This window comes from Variovorax sp. WS11, from assembly GCF_010499245.1.
Taxonomy (GTDB): domain Bacteria; phylum Pseudomonadota; class Gammaproteobacteria; order Burkholderiales; family Burkholderiaceae_C; genus Variovorax.
In genome coordinates, this window is sequence record NZ_JAAGOW010000002.1 from 975,654 (window position 1) to 998,339 (window position 22,686).

The window sequence follows — 22,686 nt, forward strand, 5'->3', positions numbered from 1 at the left end:
AGACATTGTCTAAGCGGGTCTCCGGCTCGCGCTGCATCGCGCCGGGCCATTGGAAGCAATTCGGTGCGTTGCTCCGGTCGCCGCGCAACTTCACGAGAACTTCACACTGCGTCCGGTTCGGCATCGCCAACTCGGGACATGCACACCACTTTTCGCACCACTCTGAGGTTTGCCCTTATCGCGATCGCGATAAATGCATCTGTTCCAACTGTTTGCGCTGAGGTCTCACCCGGCGAATACGAGATGTCAGGAGGTTGGGGTTCGCTCATCGTCATCCTCGAGGGAGGTGCTGGCAATGACTACCTGAATGGTGGTGCCGGCAGCGACAGCTACCGCTTCGCCCGTGGCTGGGGCCAGGACACCATCATGGCCTACGACACCAGCCCGGGCCGGCTGGATGCGATCGAGTTCGATGCCGGCATTGCGGCCAGCGACATCGTGGTGTCTCGCTCGGACGTCGGCCATATGACGCTCGGGTTGAAAGGCAGTAGCGACAGGATCACGGTCAACTACCAGTTTGGATTTGGCGAAGTCATGCGCGGCTACCGGATCGACCAGATCCGCTTTGCCGACGGCACGGCCTGGAATACCGCCCAGATCGAGACCCTCGCCAAGGTCGCTTCGGGTCCGCTCATCCGCGGCACCCCCGGCAACGACACCTTGAACGGCACCCCCGGCAGCGACACACTGGAGGGCCTTGCCGGCAACGACACGCTCGACGCAGGCGCTGCAGAGGACGTGATGAGCGGCGGCGCCGGCAACGACATGTATGTCGTCGACACCGCGGGCGACGTCGTGATCGATCTGGCCAACGAAGGCATCGACACGATCGCATCCTCCGTCTCCTGGACCTTGGGCCAGAACCTCGAGCATCTGTGGCTGTCAGGCCGGGACAACATCAACGCCACGGGCAATGAACTCGCGAACGTGCTGACCGCCAACGCCGGCGACAACGTCCTCGACGGCGCGAGCGGCACCGACACCGCCTCCTACCACTACAGCGCCGCGGCCGTAACCGTCAGCCTGGCCGCCACCGGTGCCCAGGTCACGGGCGGCTCCGGCACCGACACGCTGCTGAACATCGAGCGCCTGCTCGGCAGCAGCCACAACGACACCCTGACGGGCAACGCCAGCAGCAACATGCTCACCGGCGGTGCGGGCAACGACACGCTCGACGGCGGCGCCGGCAACGACACCCTGATCGGCGGCGCCGGCAACGACACCTACCGCATGGCGCGTGGCCAGGGCCGTGACACGATCATCGAAGACGACGCCACCGCAGGGAACAAGGACGTGGTGCAGTTCGCCAGCGGGATCACGGCCGACCAGCTGTGGTTCAGGCAAGTGGGCAACAACCTCGAGGTGAGCATCATCGGCACCGAGGACAAGCTCACCCTCAACAGCTGGTATGCGGGGAGCGGTTACCAGGTCGAGGAGTTCCGGACCAGCGACGGCCATGTGCTGATCGACACCCAGGTGCAGAACCTGGTGCAGGCGATGGCCAGCTTCGTGCCGCCGGCGGCGGGGCAGACGACATTGCCGCAAGCCTACCAGAACAACCTGGCACCCCTCCTGGCCGCCGACTGGCGCTGAAGTGCAACGATCGCTCGGCAGACGCGTGGTGCAGGACAGCAGCACGGCAAATACCGAGACCACGGCGACTGCTGCTTCCATGGGCAATGCAGTGCAAACCTTTGCAGGACAAGGGTTCCGCGACTTGTTCGCAGAGTTTTCCACAAGCTTGTCCACGGCAGCGGGGGATGAAATCCGACATCCGCACGCTCCCTCCCCTACCCGGCTGCCCGGTTTTTTCCGTCGCGCCGGGCGCGGGACGCAGCTCAGGATTCGGCTTCGAACTCACAGGAGACCTCCATGAAAAGCATCATCCTCTGGCTCTGCGGCGTGCCGATCGGCGTCATCATCCTGCTGAAGGTGTTCGGCGTCTTCTAAAAACGCGTAGACGAACCGAAGCTGCGCGAGGCCGGGCCCCGCACATGGGGCATGCGACTACAGGCGCGCCTTGCGGCCGGGTTTAGGCTCGCGGGCATGCCCTGCCCCGCAAAGCCGACCCGATGACCGGTGTCCACAGCGACATCCCGGCCCGCCTCGACCGCCTGCCCTGGTCGCGCTGGCACTGGCGCGTGGTGCTGGCGCTGGGCATCGCCTGGGTGCTGGACGGGCTGGAGGTCACGCTGGTCGGCTCCATCGGCGGCGTGCTGGAGCGGCCCGACACGCTGGCGCTGAGCGCAGCGCAGATCGGCTGGTCGGGCTCGCTCTACATCGGCGGCGCGGTGATCGGCGCCCTGCTCTTCGGCCGGCTCACCGACCGGCTGGGACGCAAGAAGCTGTTCCTCATCACGCTCGCGGTCTACGCGCTGGCCACGCTGGCCACCGCCTTCGCTCCCGACTTCGCTTTCTTCGCGCTGTGCCGCTTCGCGACCGGGCTGGGCATCGGCGGCGAGTACGCGGCCATCAACTCGGCCATCGACGAGCTGATTCCGGCGCGGGTGCGCGGGCGCGTCAACCTCGCGATCAACGGCAGCTTCTGGATCGGCGCGGCGCTGGGCGCAGGGCTGAGCCTAGTGCTGCTCGACCCGCAGGTTCTGGGGCCGGTGTGGGGCTGGCGAGCGGGCTTCGGGCTGGGCGCGCTGCTGGCGGTGGCGATCCTGCTGGTGCGGCGCCACGTGCCCGAGAGTCCGCGCTGGCTGATCGCGCATGGCCGCGCCGAGGAGGCGGAGCGCATCGTCGCGGCCATCGAGGCCGAGGTCAGCGCGCAGCGCGGGACGCTGCTCGAGCCCCTGGGCCGCGTGCACTACGGCCGGCGCGCCACCGCGGGCTGGCGCGAGGTTGCGCAGGTGCTGGTGCGGCGCTACCCGCAGCGCAGCGCGGTGGCACTGGCGTTGATGATCTCGCAGGCCTTCTTCTACAACGCGATCTTCTTCACCTATGCCCTGGTGCTGACGCGCTTCCACGGCGTTGCGGAGGGCCGCGTGGCGCTCTACATCTTTCCCTTCGCGCTGGGCAATGTGCTGGGGCCGCTGATCCTGGGGCCGCTGTTCGACCACGTCGGGCGCCGGCGCATGATCGCGCTGACCTATGTGTGCTCGGGCCTGGGCCTGGCGCTGACGGGCTGGGCCTTCATGCAGGGCTGGCTCGATGCGCGCAGCCAGGCGCTGGCCTGGTCGGCGGTGTTCTTCCTGGCCTCGGCGGCGGCCAGCTCGGCCTACCTGACGGTGAGCGAGGTGTTCCCGCTGGAGATGCGCGCGATCGCGATCGCGATCTTCTACGCAGTGGGTACGGGCGCGGGCGGCTTCGTGGCGCCGGTGCTCTTCGGCGCGCTGATCGAGACCGGCAGCCGCGGCGCGGTGGCCATCGGCTATGCGATCGGGGCCGCTCTGGTAGTCATCGCCGGGCTGATGGCGCTGCGCTGGGCGGTGGACGCGGAGCGCAAGCCGCTGGAAGAGGTGGCGCCGCCGCTGGGCATGCAGGACGAAGACCCGCTCACTCGATGAGCGCGCGCTTCACATCTTCCTGCAGGCTGCGCAGGTGCGCGCGCATCGCGTCGCGCGCGCGCTCCGGGTCGCGGGCGCGCAGCGCCTCGACGATCGCGCCATGCTCGTCGTGGTTCTCGCGCTGGCGGTGCAGCGGGCTGTGCAGGCGGAACAGCCGCGCATTGACGCGCAGCTCCTCCACCAGGCGCGGGAACACCACGTTGCCGCTGGCGTTGGCGATCAGCAGGTGAAAGCGGTCGTCCAGATGGAAGTGCTCGATCTCGCTGTGCTCGCCTTCGTGCAGGGCGCGGATGTCGGCCTCCAGCGTCTGGATCTCGGCATCGGTGATCTTGCCGACGGCCAGCGCGATGGCCTCGCATTCGATCACCTCGCGCGCGCGCATGCAGTCGAAGTATTCCTTGGTGCCCAGCGCGCGCACGGCGTAGGAGCGGGCATCGCGCCGCACCAGCAGGCCCTCGCCCGCCAGCCGCACCAGCGCCTCGCGCATCGGCGTGCGGGAGATGCGCAGGTCCTCGGCCAGACGGGCTTCCTGCAGCGGGCTGCCGGCCGAGATCTGGCGGTCGAGGATGAGCTGGCGCAGCCGCTCGTAGGCCTGCTCGGCCAAGCTGGCGGAACGCACCTCCAGCGGCGCGATCGTGATGGTGGCGGGCTGCGCCGGACTGGGAAGGCTTGGCATGCGAGGGAAGGAAGCGAACTCCACGTGGAGCCGGAAAAGCTTATCAGGCCCGCGGCGCCGCACCGGCCGGCCTCACAGCCATTTCTGCAGCGGGTTGCCGGCGTTCGGCGCCCGCGGCCGCAGGCAGGGCAGGAACTGGCCGGAGCCGGGCTCGGCACGAAACTCGCCGTCTTGCCAGACCACGCGCCCGCGCGAGACGGTGATGCCGGGCCAGGCACGCAGCTTCATGCCCTCGTAGGGGGTGTAGTCGGCGGCGTGGTGGAGCATGTCGTTGGCGATGGTCTTTTCCTGGCCCTCGCCGAAGACGTCCCACACCACGAAGTCCGCGTCGCTGCCGACCGCGATGGTGCCCTTGCGCGGATAGAGGCCGTAGAGCCGCGCCGGGTTGGTGGAGGTGAGCTCGACGAAGCGGTGGACGTCGATGCGCCCGGCCAGCACGCCCTCGCTCATCAGGAGCGGCAGCCGCGTCTCCACGCCCGGAATGCCGTTGGGGATGCGGTCGAAGGAGGGGTTGTCGCCCGCCACCCGCTTGCCGTCGGGCCCGTTCATGTTGAAGGGCGCATGGTCGGAGGAGACGATGGTGAAGAGCCCGCTGGCCAGGCCGTTCCAGATGAAAGGCTGGTTCGCCTTGTCGCGCGGCGGCGGGCTGCAGATGCAGCGGGCGCCGTGCATCGGGTCGTTCTCGTCGATACCCAAATCTTCGGCGCTCAGGAACAAGTACTGCGGACAGGTCTCGGCATGGATCGGCAGGCCGCGCCCGCGCGCCCAGTGGATCTGCTCGACGGCCTCGCGCCCGGACACGTGCACGATCAGGATCGGCGTGTCCACCAGCTCGGCCAGCGCGATCGCGCGGTGCGTGGCCTCGCGCTCCACCGCCATCGGGCGCGAGCTCGCGTGGTAGCGCGGGGCCGTGAGGCCGGCATCGAGCAGTTGCTCGGTGAGCCAGGCGATGCAGTCGCTGTTCTCGGCGTGGATCATGGTCATCGCGCCGTGGCGGCGCGCGGCGGCGAGCACCTCGAGGACCTGCCGGTCGTCCAGCTTGAGGTCGTCGTAGGTCATATAGATCTTGAAGGAGGTGTAGCCCTTCTCGATCAGCGCCGGCAACTCGCGCTGCGTCACGTCGCGGGTGGCATCGGACACGATCAGGTGAAAGGCGTAGTCGATCACCGCCTTGCCCTCGGCGCGGCGGTGGTAGTCGTCGACCGCGGCCTGCAGGCCGTGGCCCTTCTGCTGGGCAGCGAAGGGCAGCACGGTGGTGGTGCCGCCGCATGCCGCGGAACGCGTGCCGGTGAAGAAGTCGTCGGCGAAGCGCGAGCCGTCGCTGGTGGGCTGGTCGAAGTGGCAGTGGCCGTCGACGCCGCCGGGCGTCACCAGCCGGCCCGCGGCGTCGATCTCGCGTGCGGCGCTGCCCTCGAGGTCTTGCGCGATGGCGGCGATGCGGCCCTCGCGCACACCGATGTCGGCGCGGTAGCGGTCGCCGACGGTGGCGATGTCGGCGTTGCGCAGGATCAGGTCGTAGCGGCTCATCTTTATGGGTCCTAACGTTGCTCGAGCAGGGCGTCGGGCGGCGGCGCGGCCGGTCCGGTCGCATTGCCGTAGGCGCGGCCGTAGTGGCGTTCGATGCGGCGCTGCACGAAGTCCCAGGCGGTGGTCATCAACAGGTAGTAGAGGGCCGCGACCAGGAACAGCTCGAGCACCATGAACTTCTCCTGAATCAGCACCTGGGTGCGGCGCAGCAGCTCCTCCATCGAGATCACCGAGGTGATCGAGGTGGTCTTGAGCAGGCCGTTGATGCTGTTGCCCAGCGTCGGCACGATCAGCCGCATGGCCTGCGGCAGGACGATGTAGCGCATGGTCTGCGCGTTGCTGAAGCCGACCGCGCGCGCCGCGTTGGTCTGCCCCACCGGGATCGACTGGATGCCGCCGCGCACGATCTCGGCCAGGTAGGCCGCCTCGTTGAGGATCAGCCCGAGGAGGGCGGACTCGATGACCGAGAGCTTCAGCCCCATCTGCGGCAGCCCGGTGTAGATGATGATCAGCTGCACCAGGAGCGGCGTGCCGCGGAACACCCAGATGTAGAAGTGCGCCGGCGCGTTGAGCCAGCGGCGGCTGGACAGGCGGGCCAGGGCCAGCGCGCAGCCCACCAGCAGCCCGCCGGCAATGGCGGCCAGCGTGAGCCACAGCGTGGTCACCGCGCCGCTCAGCAGGTAGGGGTTGAACAGGTAGTCGGTGAATCCCGGCCAGCTCCAGCCTTGTCCCATGGTGATTCCTTCGCTCAGCCCGCCGGGCCCTTGACGCTCACCGCGCCCTCGAAGGTCTTCACGCCGTACTGGTCGAAGAGCTTCTGGAAGCTGCCGTCGGCCTTCATGTCGTTGAGCACCTTGGCCATCGCAGCGGCGAGCTCGCGGTTACGGGTGGCCAGCGCGACCGGGGTCGGGAACAGGCCGTGCAGCACGCGGTCGAAGTCGCCGCGCTTCTGGTATTCGGCGCCGGTGGAGTCGATCGACAGCGCCACCTCGACTTGGCCCGCGCGCAGCGCCTGGAAGGCCATCGCGAAGTTCTCGAAGGTGCGGATGGTCATGCCCTTCATGCCCTTGTCGGTGAGCTGCTTGTCGAGCTCGCGCGCCTTGCGCTCCTCGAAGCCGCCGATCTCCACGCCGATGCTCTTGCCCGACAGGTCGTCGGGCTTGGCGATCTTCAGCGGGTTGCCCTTGGCGGTGCTGATGCTGATGGCCTGGTCCTCGTAGATCAGCATCTGCATCAGCTTGGCGCGCTCTTCCGTGTAGAAGATGCCGGTGTTGATGACATCCCAGCGGCCGGCCTGCAGGCCCGGGATCATGGCCGAGAACTCGATGCGCACGTACTCGGGCGTCAGGCACAGGCGCTTGGCGATCGCCTCGCCCAGCTCCACCCGCATGCCCTTGAGCGCGCCCGTCTGGTCGACGAACTGCAACGGCGGCAGCGTCGGGTTGACCGACATCACCAACGTGCCCTTCTTGACGAGCGCGGAGTCGGGCACCGGCGACTTGCAGGCCTGCGCCTGAGCGGCGCCCGTGGCCAGGAGGAAGAGAGCCGTTGCCGACGCGAGAGCGGGAAGCAGTTTCATGGTGATGTCCTTCGGGAAATGAACGAGACGACGAAAGGGGACGGGCCGAACGGGCACGCCTGGCGCTCAGGCGCGGATGGAGTCGAGGAGCTCGAGGCGCTCGAGCGCGCGGCGCAGGTCGGCCGCATCGGCCGCCGGCAGCGGCAGGCGTGGGGCGCGCGGCTTGCCGACCGGCAGGCCCATCATCGTGAGCCCGTCCTTGGAAGCCGCGACGTAGCGATGGCCGCCGACCCACCGCACGATCGGCAGCATCTTCTTGTAGAGCGCCAGCGCCGCGGGCATGTCACGCTCGTCGGCCACCAGCTCGAAGAGGCGTGCCGACATCTTCGGGATCAGGTTGGAGCACACGGCCACCCAGCCCTGAGCGCCGAGCCAGAAGGATTCGTAGCCGAGGATGCCGGCGAAGACCGTCATGCGGTCGCCGCACAGCTCGATGATGTCGCGCACGCGGGTGACCTCGAGCGTGGACTCCTTGATGTACCTGCAGTTGTCGATGCGCGAGAGGCGCGCGACCAGTTCGGGCTTGAGGTCCACGTTGGCGGTGGCGGGGTTGTTGTAGACCATGATCGGAATGCCGATCGCCTCGCCCACCTTGCGGTAGTGCTCGAACAGCTCGTCGTCGGTGGGCGTGCTGTAGTAGGGCGGGATGATCATCACGCCGTCGGCACCCATGCCCTCGGCCTCGCGGCTCAGGCGCACGCATTCGTCGGTCCACTCGGCGCCGGTGCCGATCAGCACGGGCACGCGTTTTGCAGCAGTGCCGACGCAGGTTTCGATCACCAGCTGGCGCTCTTCGGGCGTCAGCGACAGGAACTCCCCGGTGCTGCCCAGCGGGATCAGCCCGTGGATGCCCTCCTCGATTTGCCAGTCGACCAGCTTCTTCAGGGCCGGCACATCGACGTGCCGGCCGTCGGCGGTCATGGGGGTGATGAGCACTGTGTAGGTGCCTCGGAATGCTGTCATGGGCCGGTCCTGGGTGAAAAATCGGGTGGCGGATGTATTTGTATACGTTCAGTATACGTATACACTGAATGCCGTCAACCTCCTTTTTTCTTCTTTTTGCCCATGAGCGCCCGACTGAGCCACCCTTCGATGACCGCGACCGGGCGCCCTGTGCGCTTCTGGTACGACGGGAAGCCGGTGGAGGGCCTGGAGGGCGAAACACTCGCCGCCGCCCTGGCCGCCAGCGGCATCCGCGAGTTGCGCCACACCCGCGGCGGCGAGCGCCGCGGCCTGTACTGCGGCATGGGCGCCTGCTTCGACTGCCTGGTGACGGTGGATGGCCGCGCCAGCCAGCGCGCTTGCCTGACCAAGGTGGCCGAGGGGCAGCAGGTGCGCTCGGCCATGCCGGCGGGCACGCCCGAGGACCCGCTGCAGCCGCTGGGGCCCGAGGCGGCGATGGAGCCGGCACGGCGCGAGGTCGACCTGCTGGTGATCGGCGCCGGGCCGGCCGGCCTGTCGGCAGCGCTCGCCGCGCGCCGGGCCGGGGCTGGCGTGCTGGTGCTGGACGAACGCCTTCAATCGGGCGGCCAGTTCTACAAGCCGCTGGCGCCCTCGCACCAGGCCGCGACGCCTGCCGATCGCCAGTTCGCGGACGGCCTCGCGCTCGAACGCGAGGCGCTCGCGGCCGGCGTCGCGATCGAGCAGGACGCCCAGGCCTGGGCCGCCTTTTCGCCGAACGAGATCGGCGCGCTCGTCGGCGGCCAGGCCCAGGTGATCGACTGCCGCCAGCTGGTGATCGCCCCCGGCGCCTACGAGCGGCCGGTCCCCTTCCCCGGCTGGACGCTGCCCGGCGTGATGACCACCGGCGCCGGCCAGACGCTGGCGCGCGCCTACCGCGTGGCGCCGGGCCAGCGCGTGCTGATCGCCGGCAACGGGCCGCTGAACCTGCAGCTGGCCGCCGAGCTGCTGGCCGGCGGCGCCGAGGTGGTGGCGGTGCTCGAATCGGCTGCGCGGCCTTCACCACGCCAGTGGCGGCAGGTGTGGACCGCCGCGCGCACCGCCCCCGACCTGTTGCGCGACGGCTGGCGCTACCTGCGTCGGCTGCGTGCGCATGGCGTGCCGCTGATCTGGGGCACGGCGGTGCTTGCCGCGGAAGGCCCCGGCCGGTTGCAGGCCGTGCAGACCATGCGCCTCGATGCGCAGGGCCGCGCAGTTCCCGGCACCGCGCAACGCTTCGAAGCCGACACGCTGTGCCTCGGCTACGGCTTCATCCCCTCCACCGAGCTGGCCCGCATGCTGGGCTGCGAGCATCGGCTGGCGGACCGGCACCTGGGCTACCCCGCCACAGTCACGCGCGAGGAAGGCGCGACCAGCCTGCCCGGCGTGTTCGTGGCCGGCGACGGCGCGGACCTGGGCGGCTCGCGCGTGGCCCTGGCGCGCGGCGAGCTGGCCGGCGCCGCGGCCGCGCGCAACCTGGGCTTGCAGGCGCCCGAGCCTGCCGAGGCACTCGGCCGGCTGCAACAGGCCGAGCGCTTCCAGAGGGCCCTGTGGTCGCTCTACGCGGCGCCACGAGTGCGCCTGGCGGAGATTCCCGACGACACCCTGCTGTGCCGCTGCGAAGAAATCCGCTTCGGCGACGTACGCGAGCAGATCCGCGCCGGGCGCGACACGCTGGCCGCGCTCAAGCGCAACACGCGCCTCGGCATGGGGCGCTGCCAGGGTCGCTACTGCGCCGTGACCGCCGCCCGCCTGGTCGGCGAGCTGACGGGCAGGCCGCCCGAGGTCGAGCAGTACTTCGCACCCCGGCCACCCGCCAAGCCGGTGCCGGCCGGCGCGCTGGGCTTCGAGAAGCCCGAATGGGGCGGCCACAAGCCCGCGATCACGCCCAACCTCGCGCGGCCGGTGGTGGTCGCAACTTTCGCGCCGATGCGCACCGAGGTGCTGGTGATCGGCGCCGGCGTGCTGGGCTCCTGCCTCGCCTACTACCTCTCGCAAGCCGGTCAGGAGGTGACGGTGGTCGACCGCGACGACATCAACCTGCAGGCCTCGGGCGCCAACGCGGGCAGCCTGCATGTGCAGCTGCTGTCCTTCGACTTCGGCGCCCGGGCGCAGGCCGGCGGCGGCCCGGCCGCGGCCACGCTGCCCCTCGGCCCCATGTCCGTGAAGCTCTGGCAGCAGATCGAGGCCGATTGCGGCGAGGATCTGGAGATCAAGATCACCGGCGGCCTGATGGTGGCCGACAGCGAGGCCGGCATGCGCTTCCTCGAGGCCAAGGCCGCGCTGGAGCGCAGCCACGGCATCGAGGCCGAGGTGATCGACGGCGCCGCGCTGCGCCGGCTGTCGCCCGCCCTGTCCGGCGAGCTGCTGGGCGCGGAGCTCTGCCCGATGGAGGGCAAGATCAATCCGCTGCGCGCCACCTACGCGGTGGCGCGGCGCGCGCAGCAACAGGGGGCCAGCCTGCTGCGCGGCTGCGACGTCCAGGCCATCGAGCGGCTGCCCGGCGAGGGCGCGGGCTTCGAGGTCCGCACCTCGCGCGGCACGATCCGCGCCGGCCGCATCGTCAATGCGAGCGGCGCCTGGTCGAGCGCGGTGGGCGCGATGCTGGGCGTGAAGATCCCCGTGCAGGGCGCGCCGCTGCAGATGATCGTGACCGAGCCCGCGCCGCCGCTGGTCGATCACCTCATCGCGCATGCCGACCGGCACCTGAGCCTCAAGCAGGCGGCCAGCGGCGGCCTGCTGATCGGCGGCGGCTGGACCGCGGCCTTCCACCCGGACATGCGCCTCAACCGCGCCGAGCGCAGCAGCATCGAAGGCAACCTGTGGGTGGCGCGCCGCGTGCTGCCGGCCGTGAGCGGGCTGCACATGGTGCGCTGCTGGGCCGGCATGAACGTGAACATCGACGGCGCGCCGATCCTCGGCGAGGTGCCCGGCGTGCCGGGCTTCTACAACGCCGTGACCTCCAACGGCTACACGCTGGCGCCCATCACGGCGAAGCTTGTCGCCGACCTGATCGCGCACGGCCGCACCGACATCGACATCAACCCGTTTCGCATCGACCGCTTTCTCTGATGACCCTTTCTCTGATGACCCTTTCTCTGATGCCCATGACCGACCACGATCCCGCACGCGCGAGCCTGCGCCACTTCATCGACACGCATTTCGACGAGCAGGTGCGCACGCTCGCCCGGCTGGTGCAGTGTCCTTCCGACAATCCGCCCGGGGACTGCGCGCCGCATGCGGAGCTCAGCGCCGGCCTGCTCGAGGCCATGCGCTTCGAGGTCGAGCGGCATCCCGTGCCGGCCGAATTCGCGGCCGAGCACGGCATGCGCAGCGCGACCAACCTGATCGTGCGCGAACGCTTCGGCGAAGGCCCCGTGGTGGCGCTCAACGCGCACGGCGACGTGGTGCCGCCCGGCGAAGGCTGGAGCGTCGACCCCTATGGCGGCGAGGTGCGCGATGGCTGGCTCTACGGCCGCGGCGCCGCCGTCTCCAAGTCGGACTTCACGACCTACGCCTTCGCGCTGCGCGCGCTCAAGCAGCTCGCCGCCGATGGCGCGGCGCTGGGCGGCACGGTCGAGCTGCACCTGACCTATGACGAGGAAACGGGCGGCATGACCGGCCCGGGCTGGATTCTTTCGCAGGGCCTGAGCCGGCCCGACTACGTGCTCTCGGCCGCCTTCTCGCACCATGTGGTGGTCGCCCACAACGGCTGCCTGCATATGGAAGTGACGCTGCGCGGCAAGTCCGCCCATGCCGCGCGGCCCGACACCGGCCATGACGCGATCGAGGCCGCCGCCACGCTGCTCCCCGCGCTCTATCGGCATCGCGATGCCCTCGCCGGCCGCCCCTCGCAGACGCCCGGCATCACGCACCCGACCCTGGTGGTCGGGCTGATCGAGGGCGGCATCAACACCAACGTGGTGGCCGACCGGCTCAGCCTGCGCATCGACCGGCGCATCGTCCCCGAGGAATCGTCCGAGGCGGTGGAGGCCGAGCTGCGCGGCGTGATCGAGGAGGCCTGCCGCGCGCTGCCCGGCATCACGGTCCAGACCCGCCGCATCTTGCTGGCGCGCCCCTTTGCGCCCGCGCCCGGTGCGAAGGAACTCACCGAGCTGATGTGCCGCGAGGCCAGCGCCGTGATGGGCAAGCCGGTGACGCCCATCGGCGTGCCGCTCTACACCGATGCGCGCCTCTACAGCGAGGCCGGCATCCCCACCGTGATGTACGGCGCCGGCCCCGAGACGCTGCTCGAAGCCAACGGCCATCGCGCCGACGAGCGCGTGCCGCTGGACGAACTGCGCAAGGCGACGGTGGTCGTCGCCAACACGCTGCTGCAACTCCTGACCCGCTGAGGCCTCAATGGGCCGCGGTCGGATGCCCGGCCTCGACCCAGGCCTCCAGCCCGCCGGCCAGCGGCCGTGCGCGCTTGAACCCGCGCGCCACCAGGGCCTGCGCGGCCAGGGCGGCCGAGACTTCGTTGGGGCAGCTGCAATAGAGAATGATCTCTTGCTCGCCGCTCTCGAAGGGCAGCTCAGCACGCCGCTGCTGCAGCGCCTTGAGCGGGATCGGCAGCGCGCCGGGAATGCGCCGCGGGTCGACCTGGATGCCTGCCTCGCCGCGCACGTCGATCACGATGGGTGGCGGCTCGCGCGTCATCAGCGTGACCAGCTCCCCGATGGTGGCGCGCGGCATGCTGGTGGTCCTGAGGAAGGCGCGGCGGCGCCACCAGCGCCGTACCAGCATTGCGGCCACCACCACCACCAGCGCCGCAGTGGCGACGCCGCCGGCGTTGGCCAGCGCATCGAGCACGGCCTGGATCTGCTCGCGGAACAGCCAGCCCAGCGCGAGGAAGACGCCGGCCCACAGCAGCGCGGCCAGGATCTCGAAGGCCAGGAAGCGCCAGGAGGACATGCCCAGGGCCCCCGCCATCGGTGGCGCCACCACCGACACCCCCGGCACGAACTTGGCTGCCACCAGCGACAAGCCGCCCCAGCGCGTGATCAGCGACTCGCTGCGCCGCACGCAGGAGTCGGGCGAGATCGAGATCTTGCACAGCAGACGCATGAAGTGGTAGCCGTAGATGCGGCCCGTGTAGAACCAGATGGCGTCGCCCAGCACGTTGGCCACCAGCGCGGCGCCGACCATGGCGAAGAGCAGCACCGGCTCGGCGATGGCCGCGATGCCGCCGGCCACCACCAGTACCGGCGCGGCCGGCACGGGCAGGCCCACGCGGGCGGCGAAGGTCACGGCGAAGACCACCGCGATGGCGTGGTCGATCATCAGGGTGATCAGCGCCTCCACGGAAGGCTCCCCGAAGGCTCAATGGACGAAGTCCGCAGGCGGTGCATGGTGGTGGCGCGTTGGCCCGGGCTGTGGCAACAGCCCCGAGCGTAGCGCCTTGGCGGGCCTATGCCCGAAGGCGGTTCAAATCGCCACGAGCTGGCGCACGCCCTGCGCTTCCATGTCCTTGCCCAGGCCGCGTGCGATCACCTCGCCGCGCTCCATCACCAGGTAGTCGTCGGCCAGTTCCTGCGCGAAGTCGTAGTACTGCTCGCACAGCACGATCGCCATGTCGCCGCGGTCGGCAAGCATGCGGATCACGCGGCCGATGTCCTTGATGATGCTGGGCTGGATGCCTTCGGTGGGCTCGTCGAGGATCAGCAGCTTGGGCTTGGGCGCCAGCGCCCGCGCGATCGCGAGTTGCTGCTGCTGCCCGCCGGAGAGATCGCCCCCCCGGCGGTTGAGCATCTGCTTGAGCACCGGGAACAGCTCGAAGAGCTCAGTGGGGATGGGCGTGCCGGCCGGACGGTAGGCCAGGCCCATGCGCAGGTTTTCCTCGACCGTGAGGCGCGCAAAGATCTCCCGGCCTTGCGGTACGAAGCCCATGCCGGCACGGGCGCGCTCGTAGGGCGTCTTCTTCTGGATCGGGGCACCGTCGAACTCGATGCTGCCGCTTTTGATCGGCACCAGGCCCATCAGCGACTTGAGCAGCGTGGTCTTGCCCACGCCGTTGCGGCCGAGCAGCACCGTGACCTTGCCGGCGTGCGCTTCGAGGCTCACCTCGCGCAGGATGTGGGAGCCGCCGTAGTACTGGTGGATGTTCTTGACTTTGAGCATGGGTGTGTTCTCGAAGCGGATCAGCGCCCCAGGTAGACCTCGATCACGCGCTCGTCCGCCTGCACCTCGTCCAGCGTGCCCTGCGCCAGCACGGACCCGTCGCACAGCACCGTCACGATCTCCGAGATGGTGCGCACGAAGCTCATGTCGTGTTCCACCACCATCAGCGAATGCTTGCCCTTGAGTTTCAGGAAGAGCTCGGCCGTGCGCGCCGTTTCCTCGTCGGTCATGCCGGCCACGGGCTCGTCCAGCAGCAGCAGCTTCGGGTCCTGCATCAAGAGCATGCCAATCTCCAGCCATTGCTTCTGGCCATGGCTCAGTTTGCCGGCCAGACGCGAGACGCTGTCCTCGAGGTGGATGGTGTGCAACACCTCCGCCAGCCGGTCCGACTGCGCGGAGTCGAGCCGGAACAGCATCGAGGACTTCACGCCCTTGTCGGTCTTGAGCGCGAGCTCGAGGTTCTCGAACACCGTCAACTGCTCGAACACCGTCGGCTTCTGGAACTTGCGGCCGATGCCCAGCTGCGCGATGTCGGCCTCCTTGTGGCGCAGCAGGTCGATGGTGCTGCCGAAGAACACCGTGCCTTCGTCGGGCCGCGTCTTGCCGGTGATGATGTCCATCATCGTGGTCTTGCCGGCGCCGTTGGGGCCGATCACACAGCGCAGCTCGCCGGGCGCGATGTCCAGCGAGAGCTTGTTGATGGCCTTGAAGCCGTCGAAGCTCACGCTCACGTCCTCGAGGTAGAGGATGCGGCCGTGCGTGACGTCGACCTCGCCCGGCGTCGCATGCCGGCCGTAGCCCGCCTCGCGGCCCCCCGAAGCGGTGAGCTTGCCGAAGTCGCTGTGCTGGCTGTGCCGCGCGATGCGCTCCGCGCCAGCGTCCATCAAATCAGGCGTCATGCGCGAGCTCCTTCCGGCTGCACCGGCAGCGGCGCAAGGGCACTGGGCTCGGCGCCCTGCTCCACCGCGACGGCGCGCTGCGCGGGCGTTTGCTGCGCCTCGTCGGGCATCGCCTTGTGCTCTCTGGAGGCCCATTTCTTCACCAGGCCCACGATGCCGTTCGGCAGGAACAGCGTGACGGCGATGAACAGCGCGCCGAGAAAGTACAGCCAATACTCCGGGTAGGCCACCGTGAGCCAGCTCTTGGCGCCGTTGACGATGAAGGCGCCGAGGATCGGCCCCACCAGCGTGGCGCGCCCGCCGACCGCGGCCCAGATTGCGATTTCGATGGAGTTGGCCGGGCTCATCTCGCCCGGGTTGATGATGCCCACCTGCGGCACATAGAGCGCCCCGGCCACGCCGCACATCACGGCCGAGATGACCCAGATCGTGAGCTTGTACGGCAGCGGGTTGTAGCCCGAGAACATCACGCGCGACTCGGCATCGCGGATGGCCTGCAGCACGCGGCCGAACTTGCTGCCGATGAGCCATCGGGCGAACAGGAAGAAGCCGAGCAGCGTGAGGCCGGTGAGCGCGAAGATGGTCATGCGCATCTCCTGCGTCGCGATCGGCGTGCCCAGGATGCGCTTGAAGTCGGTGAAGCCGTTGTTGCCGCCGAAGCCGGTCTCGTTGCGAAAGAAGAGCAGCATCGCCGCGAAGGTCATGGCCTGCGTGATGATCGAGAAGTACACGCCCTTGATGCGCGAGCGGAAGGCGAAGAAGCCGAACACGAAGGCGATGAGGCCCGGCACCGCGACGATCAGCACCAGCGTGGCGACGAAGCTGTCGCTGAAGGTCCAGTGCCAGGGCAGCGTCTTCCAGTCGAGGAAGACCATGAAGTCCGGCAGCTCGCTCTTGTAGTTGCCGTCGCGGCCGATCTGGCGCATGAGGTACATGCCCATCATGTAGCCGCCCAGCGCGAAGAAGAGGCCGTGGCCCAGCGAGAGGATGCCGGTGTAGCCCCAGATCAGGTCCATGGCCAGGGCGCAGATGGCGTAGCACATGATCTTGCCGACCAGCGCGACGGCGTAGTCGCTCATGTGCAGCGCGCTGCCGGCGGGCACCAGCAGGTTGAGCACCGGCGCCAGCGCGCAAACGCAAATCAGCGCGACGAAGAAGGCGGTCCAGCCCTTGCCGCTCAGCAGCGGGCCCTTGGAAGGTAGTGCGACCCTGCTCATTCGGTAACCTCCGCGCTTCGCGCTGCGGTATTCGCCTTCGGAACGGCCGTGCGGCTCACTCATGCTTCCGCACTCCTGCCTTTGACCGCGAAGATGCCCTGCGGCCGCTTCTGGATGAAGATGATGATGAAGACCAGCACCGCGATCTTCGCGAGCACCGCGCCGGCCCAGCCCTCGATGAACTTGTTGAGCACGCCCAGGCCCAGCGCCGCGTAGACGGTGCCGGCGAGCTGGCCGACGCCGCCCATCACCACCACCATGAAAGAGTCGACGATGTAGCTCTGGCCAAGGTCGGGACCCACATTGCCGATCTGCGAGAGCGCGCAGCCCGCGAGCCCGGCGATGCCCGAGCCCAGCGCGAAGGCGTAGGTGTCGATGCGCGCCGTGTTCACGCCCATGCAGGAGGCGATGGGGCGGTTCTGCGTGACGCCGCGCACGAACAGGCCCAGCCGCGTGCGGCCGATCAGCCAGCCCATGGCCAGCAGCACCAGGCCCGCGAAGACGATGATGCAGATGCGGTTCCAGGGCAGCGTGACGTTGCTCAGCATGGTGAAGCCGCCGCTCATCCAGCCGGGGTTCTCGACGCCGACGTTCTGCGCGCCGAAGAGCGAGCGCACCAGCTGCTGCAGCATCAGGCTGATGCCCCAGGTGGCCAGCAGCGTCTCGAGCGGCCGGCCGTAGAGGAAGCGGATCACGCCGCGCTCCAGCACCGCGCCCACCAGCGCCGAGGCGAGGAAGGCGACGGGAATCGCGGCGACCAGGTACCAGCCGAAGAGCGACTCGGGCATGTAGCGCTGGAAGATCCCCTGCATCACATAGGTGGCGTAGGCGCCGATCATCATCAGCTCGCCGTGAGCCATGTTGATCACGCCCATCAGGCCGTAGGTGATGGCGAGGCCCAGCGCGGCGAGCAAGAGCACCGAGCCGAGGCTGATGCCGCTGAAGATCGCGTTGATGCGGTCGCCCCAGACCAGCGAACCATCGATGCTGCTGATCGAGGCCTCGATGGTCTTCCTGACGTCGGCCTCGGTCTCGTCGGCCAGCCGCTGGTTGAGCAGCAGCTTGGTGTCGGGGCTGCGGCTTTCGCCCAGCGCCTTCGCGGCCGCGAGGCGCTTGGCCTTGTCGGTGCTGCTGAGCATGCTGGCGGCGCGAACCCGTTCGAGCTGGGCCTTGATGTGCTCGTTGGTCTCGGCGGCCAGCGCCTTCTCGACCAGCGGCAGGCGGGATTCGTCGGGCTCCTTGAAGAGGGCCTGCGCCGCCTCGGCGCGCACCGCCTCGTCCTTGCTCGCGAGCTTGAGCGCGGCCTGCGCGGCATCGAGGGCGCCGCGCATCAGGTTGTTGTTGACCACGTCCTCGGCCGTGTCGGGCAGCTTGAGCTCGGCACCGGTGACGGGGTCGTAGGCCTTGTCGTTCTTGATGAGGAAGACCTTGTCCTCGGTGTACTTGACCGCGTCGTCCGCCATGGCCTGGATGAAGGCGGCGGTCTTGTCGTCGGCGGTGGCGACGGCCTTGTTGAGCGCGGCGATGCGGGCCTCGGAGTCGCCCGAGGCGATGGCGCGGGCCTCGTCGAGGGTGAGCGCGTGCGCGGCCAGCGCCATCAGCAGCGTCGAGGCGCAGAGCACGCGATGGAGTGTTCGTCGGAGCATCGTAGGTCGGGCTTTTGCTCCCTCTCCCCGCGGGGAGAGGGCGGGGGTGAGGGCAGCGGCGCTCAAAAAGGTGCGGCGGTCACTGCCGCCGCTGGCCCTCACCCCAACCCTCTCCCCAAGGGGAGAGGGAGCAAGAGAGGGGGCAGCGCTCGTTGCCCTTACAGCGACTTGCCAGCCGGATAGTCCGGCTTCTTGTCGTTCCCCTCGATATAGGGGCTCCACGGCTTGGCCTTGACCGGACCCGGCGTCTTCCACACCACGCTGAACTGCCCGTCGGCTTTGATCTCGCCGATGAACACGCTCTTGTGCAGGTGGTGGTTCTTCTCGTCCATCTTCGAGACGATGCCCGAGGGCGCGGTGAAGGTCTGGCCGGCCATGGCGGCGATCACCTTGTCGGTGTCGGTGCTCTTGGCCTTCTCGACCGCCTGCTTCCACATGTGGATGCCGATGTAGGTGGCTTCCATCGGGTCGTTGGTGAGCGGCTTGTCCTTGTGGCCGGCGATGTTCTTGGCCTTGGCGTAGTCGCTCCACTGCTTGATGAAGGCGGTGTTGGTCGGGTTCTTGATCGACATGAAGTAGTTCCATGCGGCCAGGTGGCCCACCAGCGGCTTGGTGTCGACGCCGCGCAGCTCTTCCTCACCCACCGAGAAGGCGACCACCGGCACGTCCTTGGCCTTCAGGCCTGCGTTGCCGAGTTCCTTGTAGAAGGGCACGTTGGAGTCGCCGTTGATGGTCGACACCACGGCCGTCTTGCCGCCGGAGGAGAACTTCTTGACGTCGGCCACGATGGTCTGGTAATCGCTGTGGCCGAAGGGGGTGTACTTCTCGTCGATGTCCGTGTCCTTCACGCCCTTGCTCTTGAGGTAGGCACGCAGGATCTTGTTGGTGGTGCGGGGGTAGACGTAGTCGGTGCCCAGCAGCACCCAGCGCTTGGCGCCGCCGCCTTCCTTGCTCATCAGGTAATCGACCGCGGGAATGGCCTGCTGGTTGGGCGCGGCGCCGGTGTAGAAGACGTTCTTGCTGAGTTCCTCGCCCTCGTACTGCACGGGGTAGAAGAGCAGGCCGTTCATTTCCTCGACCACGGGCAGCACCGACTTGCGCGACACCGAGGTCCAGCAGCCGAAGATCACCGAGACCTTGTCCTGGCCGAGCAGCTGCTTGGTCTTCTCGGCGAACAGGGGCCAGTTGGAGGCCGGGTCGACCACCACGGGCTCGAGCTTCTTGCCGAGCACGCCGCCCTTGGCGTTGATCTCGTCGATGGCCATCAGCACCGTGTCCTTGAGCACGGTCTCCGAGATGGCCATGGTGCCCGACAGCGAGTGCAGCACGCCGACCTTGATGGTGTCGGCCGCGAAGGCCGGCACGGCGGAAAGGCTGGCCAGCGCGACCGCGGCCGTGAGCGCCTTGAGGGTGAAGCGACGTTGTTGCATGGGACTCTTCTCCTGGGTGTGAATGACACGGAGGAGTCTGCGGAATCGGTCACGGGGCGGAAATACGCCGGGTGGCGTACAGGTCCACCTGTTCTCAAATTTGCTGCACGTGCAGCCGATTTCAGAACAAGGGCGAGGGTGTCACCCGAAATAGGCGCGCGCGTAGTTGATCGGCGCGTGGTCCGCCAGGTCGCGCAGCAGCACCGCGCCGCGCTTCAAGGCATGGTCGACCACGTAGCGCGCGCGTCCCTGGGCGCGGTCGCTCTCGATGAAGCCGACGTCGGGGTTGTGCATGCACTCGCCCTCGCAGCTGATGTAGCTGGTCGGCCCCGCATGCGCGTAGAGCGAGAAGGCCGGCGGCAACTGGGTGACGACGTCGCAGCCGTCGACCAGGCGCAGGATCTCGACCTCGGCCAGCGCGGCCACGAAGGCCGTGTTGCCGACGCGCGGCGAGCCGAGCGTGACCAGCAGGGTGGGCGGCAGCACGGTGGCGATCAGCGTCGCGAGCGCCGCGCCGAGGCTGTGGCCGGTGAGGATGAGCGCCTTGCGGCCGGCGCCCTCGCCCTCTTCCAGCCATTCGCGCAGCACCGGCAGCAGCGCCCGCGCCGAGCGCGCGAAGCCGGCATGCACGCGGCCGCCGCTTTCGGGCCAGTCGACCTGATTCGCCTGCAGGTTGGTCGCCAGGTCACGGATCTCGTCGGGCTGCGTGCCGCGGAAGGACACCAGCGCCGTGCCGTCGGCATGCAGCGCGGCGAAGGCGAAGCTGTGGGAATCGGTGTGCGTGATGAGCGTGGGCGGGCCGAAGCCGGCGCGTGCCAGCGCATCGGCCAGGCGCTGGCGCTCGCCGTCCGAGACCTCGGCACGGTAGTAGGCTAGGCGCGATGCTTCGATGGCCCACTGGGTCGGCGTGTAGTGCTGCCCGGCTTCGAACAGCGTCTCGTGACGCTCCGGCGAATGGAGCGCCGTGCGGCTGGGGTCGTAGGCGATGGCGGGCATGGCGTTGACAAGTCCTAAGACGCGGCAAGCGCCTTGAACTGCTTCGACGCGAAGGCCCAGATCAGCCGCGAGGCATTGGGCCCGGCCGCGTCGCTGAAGGGCAGGCGCGGCGCGCCGCCGCTCCACGCATGGCCCAGTCCCGTCACCTCGCACAGCATGACGAAGGTGCGGCCCTTGCGCTTGAACTCGGTCACCCGCATCGCGTGACGCTTGCCGCGCTGCACCGTGCGCTCGATGCCGGGGCGTGCGCCGGTGGCCGTGGCCCAGACCTCCGCGGCGCTGAGCGCGTTGCGGGCCGAGACCACGAGATCGGCATCGCCGTGCAGGACCAGCAGCGGCGGCAGCGTGGTGAAGACCGCGGCGGCCCCCATGGCCTTGCCGACCGCGGTCGCCGGCATGGGCGGCACATGGCGCCCGCGCATCGCGCCCAGGGCGGTGGCGGGCGAGCGGGCGGCGCCGGGCGCCACCCCCGAATGCATGGCCACGGCCTTGAAGCGCACCGGGTAGCGCGTGGCCATCAACACCGCCATGCCGGCGCCCGCCGAGAGCCCGGCCACGGCGATGCGGTCGCGGTCGACCGGGTACAGGGTGCAGGCCTGGTCGACCGCGGCCATCAGCGTCGCGGCCTCGGCATCGGCCTTGCCGAAACGGCGGTCGTACCAGTTCCAGCAGCCCTGCGGATGGGCCATGCGGTCCTGCTCCGGGTAGAGCACGAAGAAGCGTTCGCGCGCCGCCAGCAGGTTCATGCGCGTACTGGCGGCGAAATCGCGCCCGGTCTGGGCGCAGCCATGCAGCATGACCAGCAGCGGCAGGCGCTCGCCGGGCTGCACCTCGGGCGGCCGATACAGGTGATAGCGCCGCGCGCCGCCAGGGCCGAGCGCCGCCCCGGCCAGCCAGTCGCCGGGGCCGCGCGGCGGCTTGAGCTGCTCGGCGGCCGCGCGCTGCACCTGGCCCGCGATGCGCCGTCCGCTGCGCAGCGTGGCGTTGGTGAGCGCCTTCATGCTGCGCTGGTAGGCGCGGGTGATCGCCGAGGCGGCAGAGGTCGAGGAAGGGCGACGAGCCATGGTGCTTGCGTGGGCCGGAATCCGGCCCCGCACCTTAGCAGCTTCCGCGCCGCGGGCGTCAGCTGGCGAGAGTGTTCGTACTCAGTAAACCTCAGGCACGTACATCGAAGCCGGCACCGGCTGGCGCAGGTAGTCCGCATGGCGCTCGCGCGCGGGCAGCTCGATCGGCGCATGCGGCACTTCCTGGTAGGGCAGCTGGCCGAGCAGGTGCGTGATGCAGTTCAGCCGCGCCTTCTTCTTGTCGACCGCCTGGACCACCCACCAGGGCGCTTCCTCGATGTGGGTGCGCTCCAGCATGGTTTCCTTGGCCTTGGTGTATTCCTCCCAGCGGCGGCGGGATTCCAGGTCCATGGGGCTGAGCTTCCACTGCTTGAGCGGGTCGTGGATGCGGCCCAGGAAGCGCATGTGCTGCTCGTCGTCGGTGATCGAGAACCAGTACTTGATGAGCTTGATGCCCGAGCGCACCAGCATGCGCTCGAAGTCGGGCACGGTGCGGAAGAACTCCTCGTATTCGTCGTCGGTGCAGAAGCCCATCACGCGCTCGACGCCGGCGCGGTTGTACCAGCTGCGGTCGAACAGCACCATCTCGCCGGCGGCCGGCAGATGGGCCACGTAACGCTGGAAGTACCACTGGGTGCGCTCGCGGTCGTTGGGCGCGGGTAGCGCCGCGACGCGCGCGACGCGCGGATTGAGCCGCTGGGTGATGCGCTTGATCACCCCGCCCTTGCCGGCCGCGTCGCGGCCCTCGAACAGAATCACGACCTTCTGCCGGCTGTGCTGAACCCAGTCCTGCAGCTTCACCAGCTCGCCCTGCAGGCGGAAGAGCTCCTTGAAATAGGCCCGGCGCGCTGCCTTGTCGGGCACCTGGCCCGACTCGAGCTCTTCCAGGTTGCGGTCCTCGATCTCGAGTTCCAGTTCTTCGTCGTAGCCGTCGATCAGATCGCGCGCGATGCGCTGCATGAGTTCGTCCTGGTCGCGAAGGGTGCTGGGCAACGTCGTCATGGGAGGGCTCGATCAGGGGGAAAACGCCCATGCTGCCCCTTCGGAATGACGAATTTGTGACAGACGGAATGCAGCGCCC

At 68.9% G+C, this 22,686-nt stretch carries 18 protein-coding genes; 4 read left to right on the plus strand and 14 right to left on the minus strand.

Features of this window, described 5'->3' with window-relative positions:
* The first annotated feature begins 243 nt into the window (after window positions 1-243).
* Window positions 244-1,593 (plus strand): calcium-binding protein, encoded by a 1,350-nt coding sequence (locus tag GXN78_RS25120; protein WP_164255740.1) that lies wholly within the window; start codon window positions 244-246, stop codon window positions 1,591-1,593.
* A 479-nt stretch (window positions 1,594-2,072) separates the two neighbouring features.
* Window positions 2,073-3,512, plus strand: coding sequence for an MFS transporter (locus GXN78_RS25125; protein ID WP_106557238.1), 1,440 nt, complete (start codon window positions 2,073-2,075; stop codon window positions 3,510-3,512).
* Here GXN78_RS25125 and GXN78_RS25130 read toward each other — a convergent pair.
* The 5 genes from GXN78_RS25130 to GXN78_RS25150 all read right to left on the minus strand — a co-directional run bounded on the left by GXN78_RS25130 (window position 3,502) and on the right by GXN78_RS25150 (window position 8,257).
* Window positions 3,502-4,188 (minus strand): GntR family transcriptional regulator, encoded by a 687-nt coding sequence (locus tag GXN78_RS25130; RefSeq protein ID WP_106557237.1) that lies wholly within the window; start codon window positions 4,186-4,188, stop codon window positions 3,502-3,504. The two genes, GXN78_RS25125 and GXN78_RS25130, sit on opposite strands and share 11 nt — an antisense overlap.
* A gap of 72 nt (window positions 4,189-4,260) precedes the next feature.
* Complete coding sequence (gene hydA / locus GXN78_RS25135; protein ID WP_106557236.1) at window positions 4,261-5,715, minus strand: dihydropyrimidinase; 1,455 nt, start codon at window positions 5,713-5,715, stop codon at window positions 4,261-4,263.
* Between the two features lie 11 nt (window positions 5,716-5,726).
* Entirely contained in the window at window positions 5,727-6,449 is a 723-nt protein-coding gene (locus GXN78_RS25140) for an amino acid ABC transporter permease (RefSeq protein WP_106557235.1), read from the minus strand.
* A 14-nt stretch (window positions 6,450-6,463) separates the two neighbouring features.
* Window positions 6,464-7,294, minus strand: a complete 831-nt coding sequence (locus tag GXN78_RS25145; protein WP_106557234.1) for an ABC transporter substrate-binding protein — start codon at window positions 7,292-7,294, stop codon at window positions 6,464-6,466.
* Between the two features lie 66 nt (window positions 7,295-7,360).
* On the minus strand, window positions 7,361-8,257 hold the full coding sequence (locus GXN78_RS25150; protein ID WP_106557233.1) for a dihydrodipicolinate synthase family protein: 897 nt from the start codon (window positions 8,255-8,257) through the stop codon (window positions 7,361-7,363).
* Between the two features lie 129 nt (window positions 8,258-8,386).
* Between GXN78_RS25150 and GXN78_RS25155 the strand changes: the two genes are divergently transcribed.
* Both GXN78_RS25155 and GXN78_RS25160 read left to right on the plus strand, forming a co-directional pair.
* The gene (locus GXN78_RS25155) at window positions 8,387-11,305 is read left to right on the plus strand and encodes an FAD-dependent oxidoreductase (protein ID WP_275407603.1); all 2,919 of its coding nucleotides are present in this window, start codon (window positions 8,387-8,389) and stop codon (window positions 11,303-11,305) included.
* Between the two features lie 35 nt (window positions 11,306-11,340).
* Window positions 11,341-12,588 carry a M20/M25/M40 family metallo-hydrolase gene (locus tag GXN78_RS25160; protein WP_106557317.1) on the plus strand — a complete coding sequence of 416 codons (1,248 nt, stop codon included), beginning with the start codon at window positions 11,341-11,343 and terminating at the stop codon, window positions 12,586-12,588.
* Window positions 12,589-12,592: 4 nt separating this feature from the next.
* Here the strand turns inward: GXN78_RS25160 and GXN78_RS25165 are convergent, their stop codons facing one another.
* The 9 genes from GXN78_RS25165 to ppk2 all read right to left on the minus strand — a co-directional run bounded on the left by GXN78_RS25165 (window position 12,593) and on the right by ppk2 (window position 22,607).
* Entirely contained in the window at window positions 12,593-13,537 is a 945-nt protein-coding gene (locus GXN78_RS25165) for a VTT domain-containing protein (RefSeq protein WP_106557231.1), read from the minus strand.
* Between the two features lie 123 nt (window positions 13,538-13,660).
* Complete coding sequence (urtE, locus tag GXN78_RS25170) at window positions 13,661-14,353, minus strand: urea ABC transporter ATP-binding subunit UrtE (protein ID WP_106557230.1); 693 nt, start codon at window positions 14,351-14,353, stop codon at window positions 13,661-13,663.
* Between the two features lie 20 nt (window positions 14,354-14,373).
* Window positions 14,374-15,252, minus strand: coding sequence for an urea ABC transporter ATP-binding protein UrtD (gene urtD / locus GXN78_RS25175; protein WP_106557229.1), 879 nt, complete (start codon window positions 15,250-15,252; stop codon window positions 14,374-14,376).
* Entirely contained in the window at window positions 15,249-16,469 is a 1,221-nt protein-coding gene (gene urtC, locus GXN78_RS25180; RefSeq protein WP_106557228.1) for an urea ABC transporter permease subunit UrtC, read from the minus strand. Before urtC ends, urtD begins: the two co-directional genes overlap by 4 nt.
* Window positions 16,470-16,528: 59 nt before the next feature.
* Window positions 16,529-18,115, minus strand: coding sequence for an urea ABC transporter permease subunit UrtB (gene urtB, locus GXN78_RS25185; protein WP_106557227.1), 1,587 nt, complete (start codon window positions 18,113-18,115; stop codon window positions 16,529-16,531).
* A 158-nt stretch (window positions 18,116-18,273) separates the two neighbouring features.
* The gene (urtA, locus tag GXN78_RS25190) at window positions 18,274-19,545 is read right to left on the minus strand and encodes an urea ABC transporter substrate-binding protein (protein WP_106557226.1); all 1,272 of its coding nucleotides are present in this window, start codon (window positions 19,543-19,545) and stop codon (window positions 18,274-18,276) included.
* Between the two features lie 141 nt (window positions 19,546-19,686).
* The gene (locus GXN78_RS25195) at window positions 19,687-20,541 is read right to left on the minus strand and encodes a lipase family protein (protein WP_106557225.1); all 855 of its coding nucleotides are present in this window, start codon (window positions 20,539-20,541) and stop codon (window positions 19,687-19,689) included.
* 14 nt (window positions 20,542-20,555) lie between these two features.
* Window positions 20,556-21,605, minus strand: coding sequence for a PHB depolymerase family esterase (locus GXN78_RS25200; RefSeq protein ID WP_106557224.1), 1,050 nt, complete (start codon window positions 21,603-21,605; stop codon window positions 20,556-20,558).
* Between the two features lie 81 nt (window positions 21,606-21,686).
* Complete coding sequence (gene ppk2 / locus GXN78_RS25205; RefSeq protein ID WP_106557223.1) at window positions 21,687-22,607, minus strand: polyphosphate kinase 2; 921 nt, start codon at window positions 22,605-22,607, stop codon at window positions 21,687-21,689.
* Between the last annotated feature and the right edge of the window lie 79 nt (window positions 22,608-22,686).

Bases quoted from the DNA above. Each gene is read 5' to 3' on its own strand.
- GXN78_RS25160 (WP_106557317.1), top strand. From the start codon at position 11,341: ATGACCGACCACGATCCCGCACGCGCGAGCCTGCGCCACTTCATCGAC.
- urtB (WP_106557227.1), bottom strand. From the start codon at position 18,115: ATGCTCCGACGAACACTCCATCGCGTGCTCTGCGCCTCGACGCTGCTG.
- GXN78_RS25125 (WP_106557238.1), top strand. From the start codon at position 2,073: ATGACCGGTGTCCACAGCGACATCCCGGCCCGCCTCGACCGCCTGCCC.
- GXN78_RS25150 (WP_106557233.1), bottom strand. From the start codon at position 8,257: ATGACAGCATTCCGAGGCACCTACACAGTGCTCATCACCCCCATGACC.
- urtC (WP_106557228.1), bottom strand. From the start codon at position 16,469: ATGAGCAGGGTCGCACTACCTTCCAAGGGCCCGCTGCTGAGCGGCAAG.
- GXN78_RS25195 (WP_106557225.1), bottom strand. From the start codon at position 20,541: ATGCCCGCCATCGCCTACGACCCCAGCCGCACGGCGCTCCATTCGCCG.
- ppk2 (WP_106557223.1), bottom strand. From the start codon at position 22,607: ATGACGACGTTGCCCAGCACCCTTCGCGACCAGGACGAACTCATGCAG.
- GXN78_RS25155 (WP_275407603.1), top strand. From the start codon at position 8,387: ATGACCGCGACCGGGCGCCCTGTGCGCTTCTGGTACGACGGGAAGCCG.
- urtD (WP_106557229.1), bottom strand. From the start codon at position 15,252: ATGACGCCTGATTTGATGGACGCTGGCGCGGAGCGCATCGCGCGGCAC.
- urtE (WP_106557230.1), bottom strand. From the start codon at position 14,353: ATGCTCAAAGTCAAGAACATCCACCAGTACTACGGCGGCTCCCACATC.
- GXN78_RS25145 (WP_106557234.1), bottom strand. From the start codon at position 7,294: ATGAAACTGCTTCCCGCTCTCGCGTCGGCAACGGCTCTCTTCCTCCTG.
- GXN78_RS25120 (WP_164255740.1), top strand. From the start codon at position 244: ATGTCAGGAGGTTGGGGTTCGCTCATCGTCATCCTCGAGGGAGGTGCT.
- GXN78_RS25140 (WP_106557235.1), bottom strand. From the start codon at position 6,449: ATGGGACAAGGCTGGAGCTGGCCGGGATTCACCGACTACCTGTTCAAC.
- urtA (WP_106557226.1), bottom strand. From the start codon at position 19,545: ATGCAACAACGTCGCTTCACCCTCAAGGCGCTCACGGCCGCGGTCGCG.
- GXN78_RS25200 (WP_106557224.1), bottom strand. From the start codon at position 21,605: ATGGCTCGTCGCCCTTCCTCGACCTCTGCCGCCTCGGCGATCACCCGC.
- hydA (WP_106557236.1), bottom strand. From the start codon at position 5,715: ATGAGCCGCTACGACCTGATCCTGCGCAACGCCGACATCGCCACCGTC.
- GXN78_RS25130 (WP_106557237.1), bottom strand. From the start codon at position 4,188: ATGCCAAGCCTTCCCAGTCCGGCGCAGCCCGCCACCATCACGATCGCG.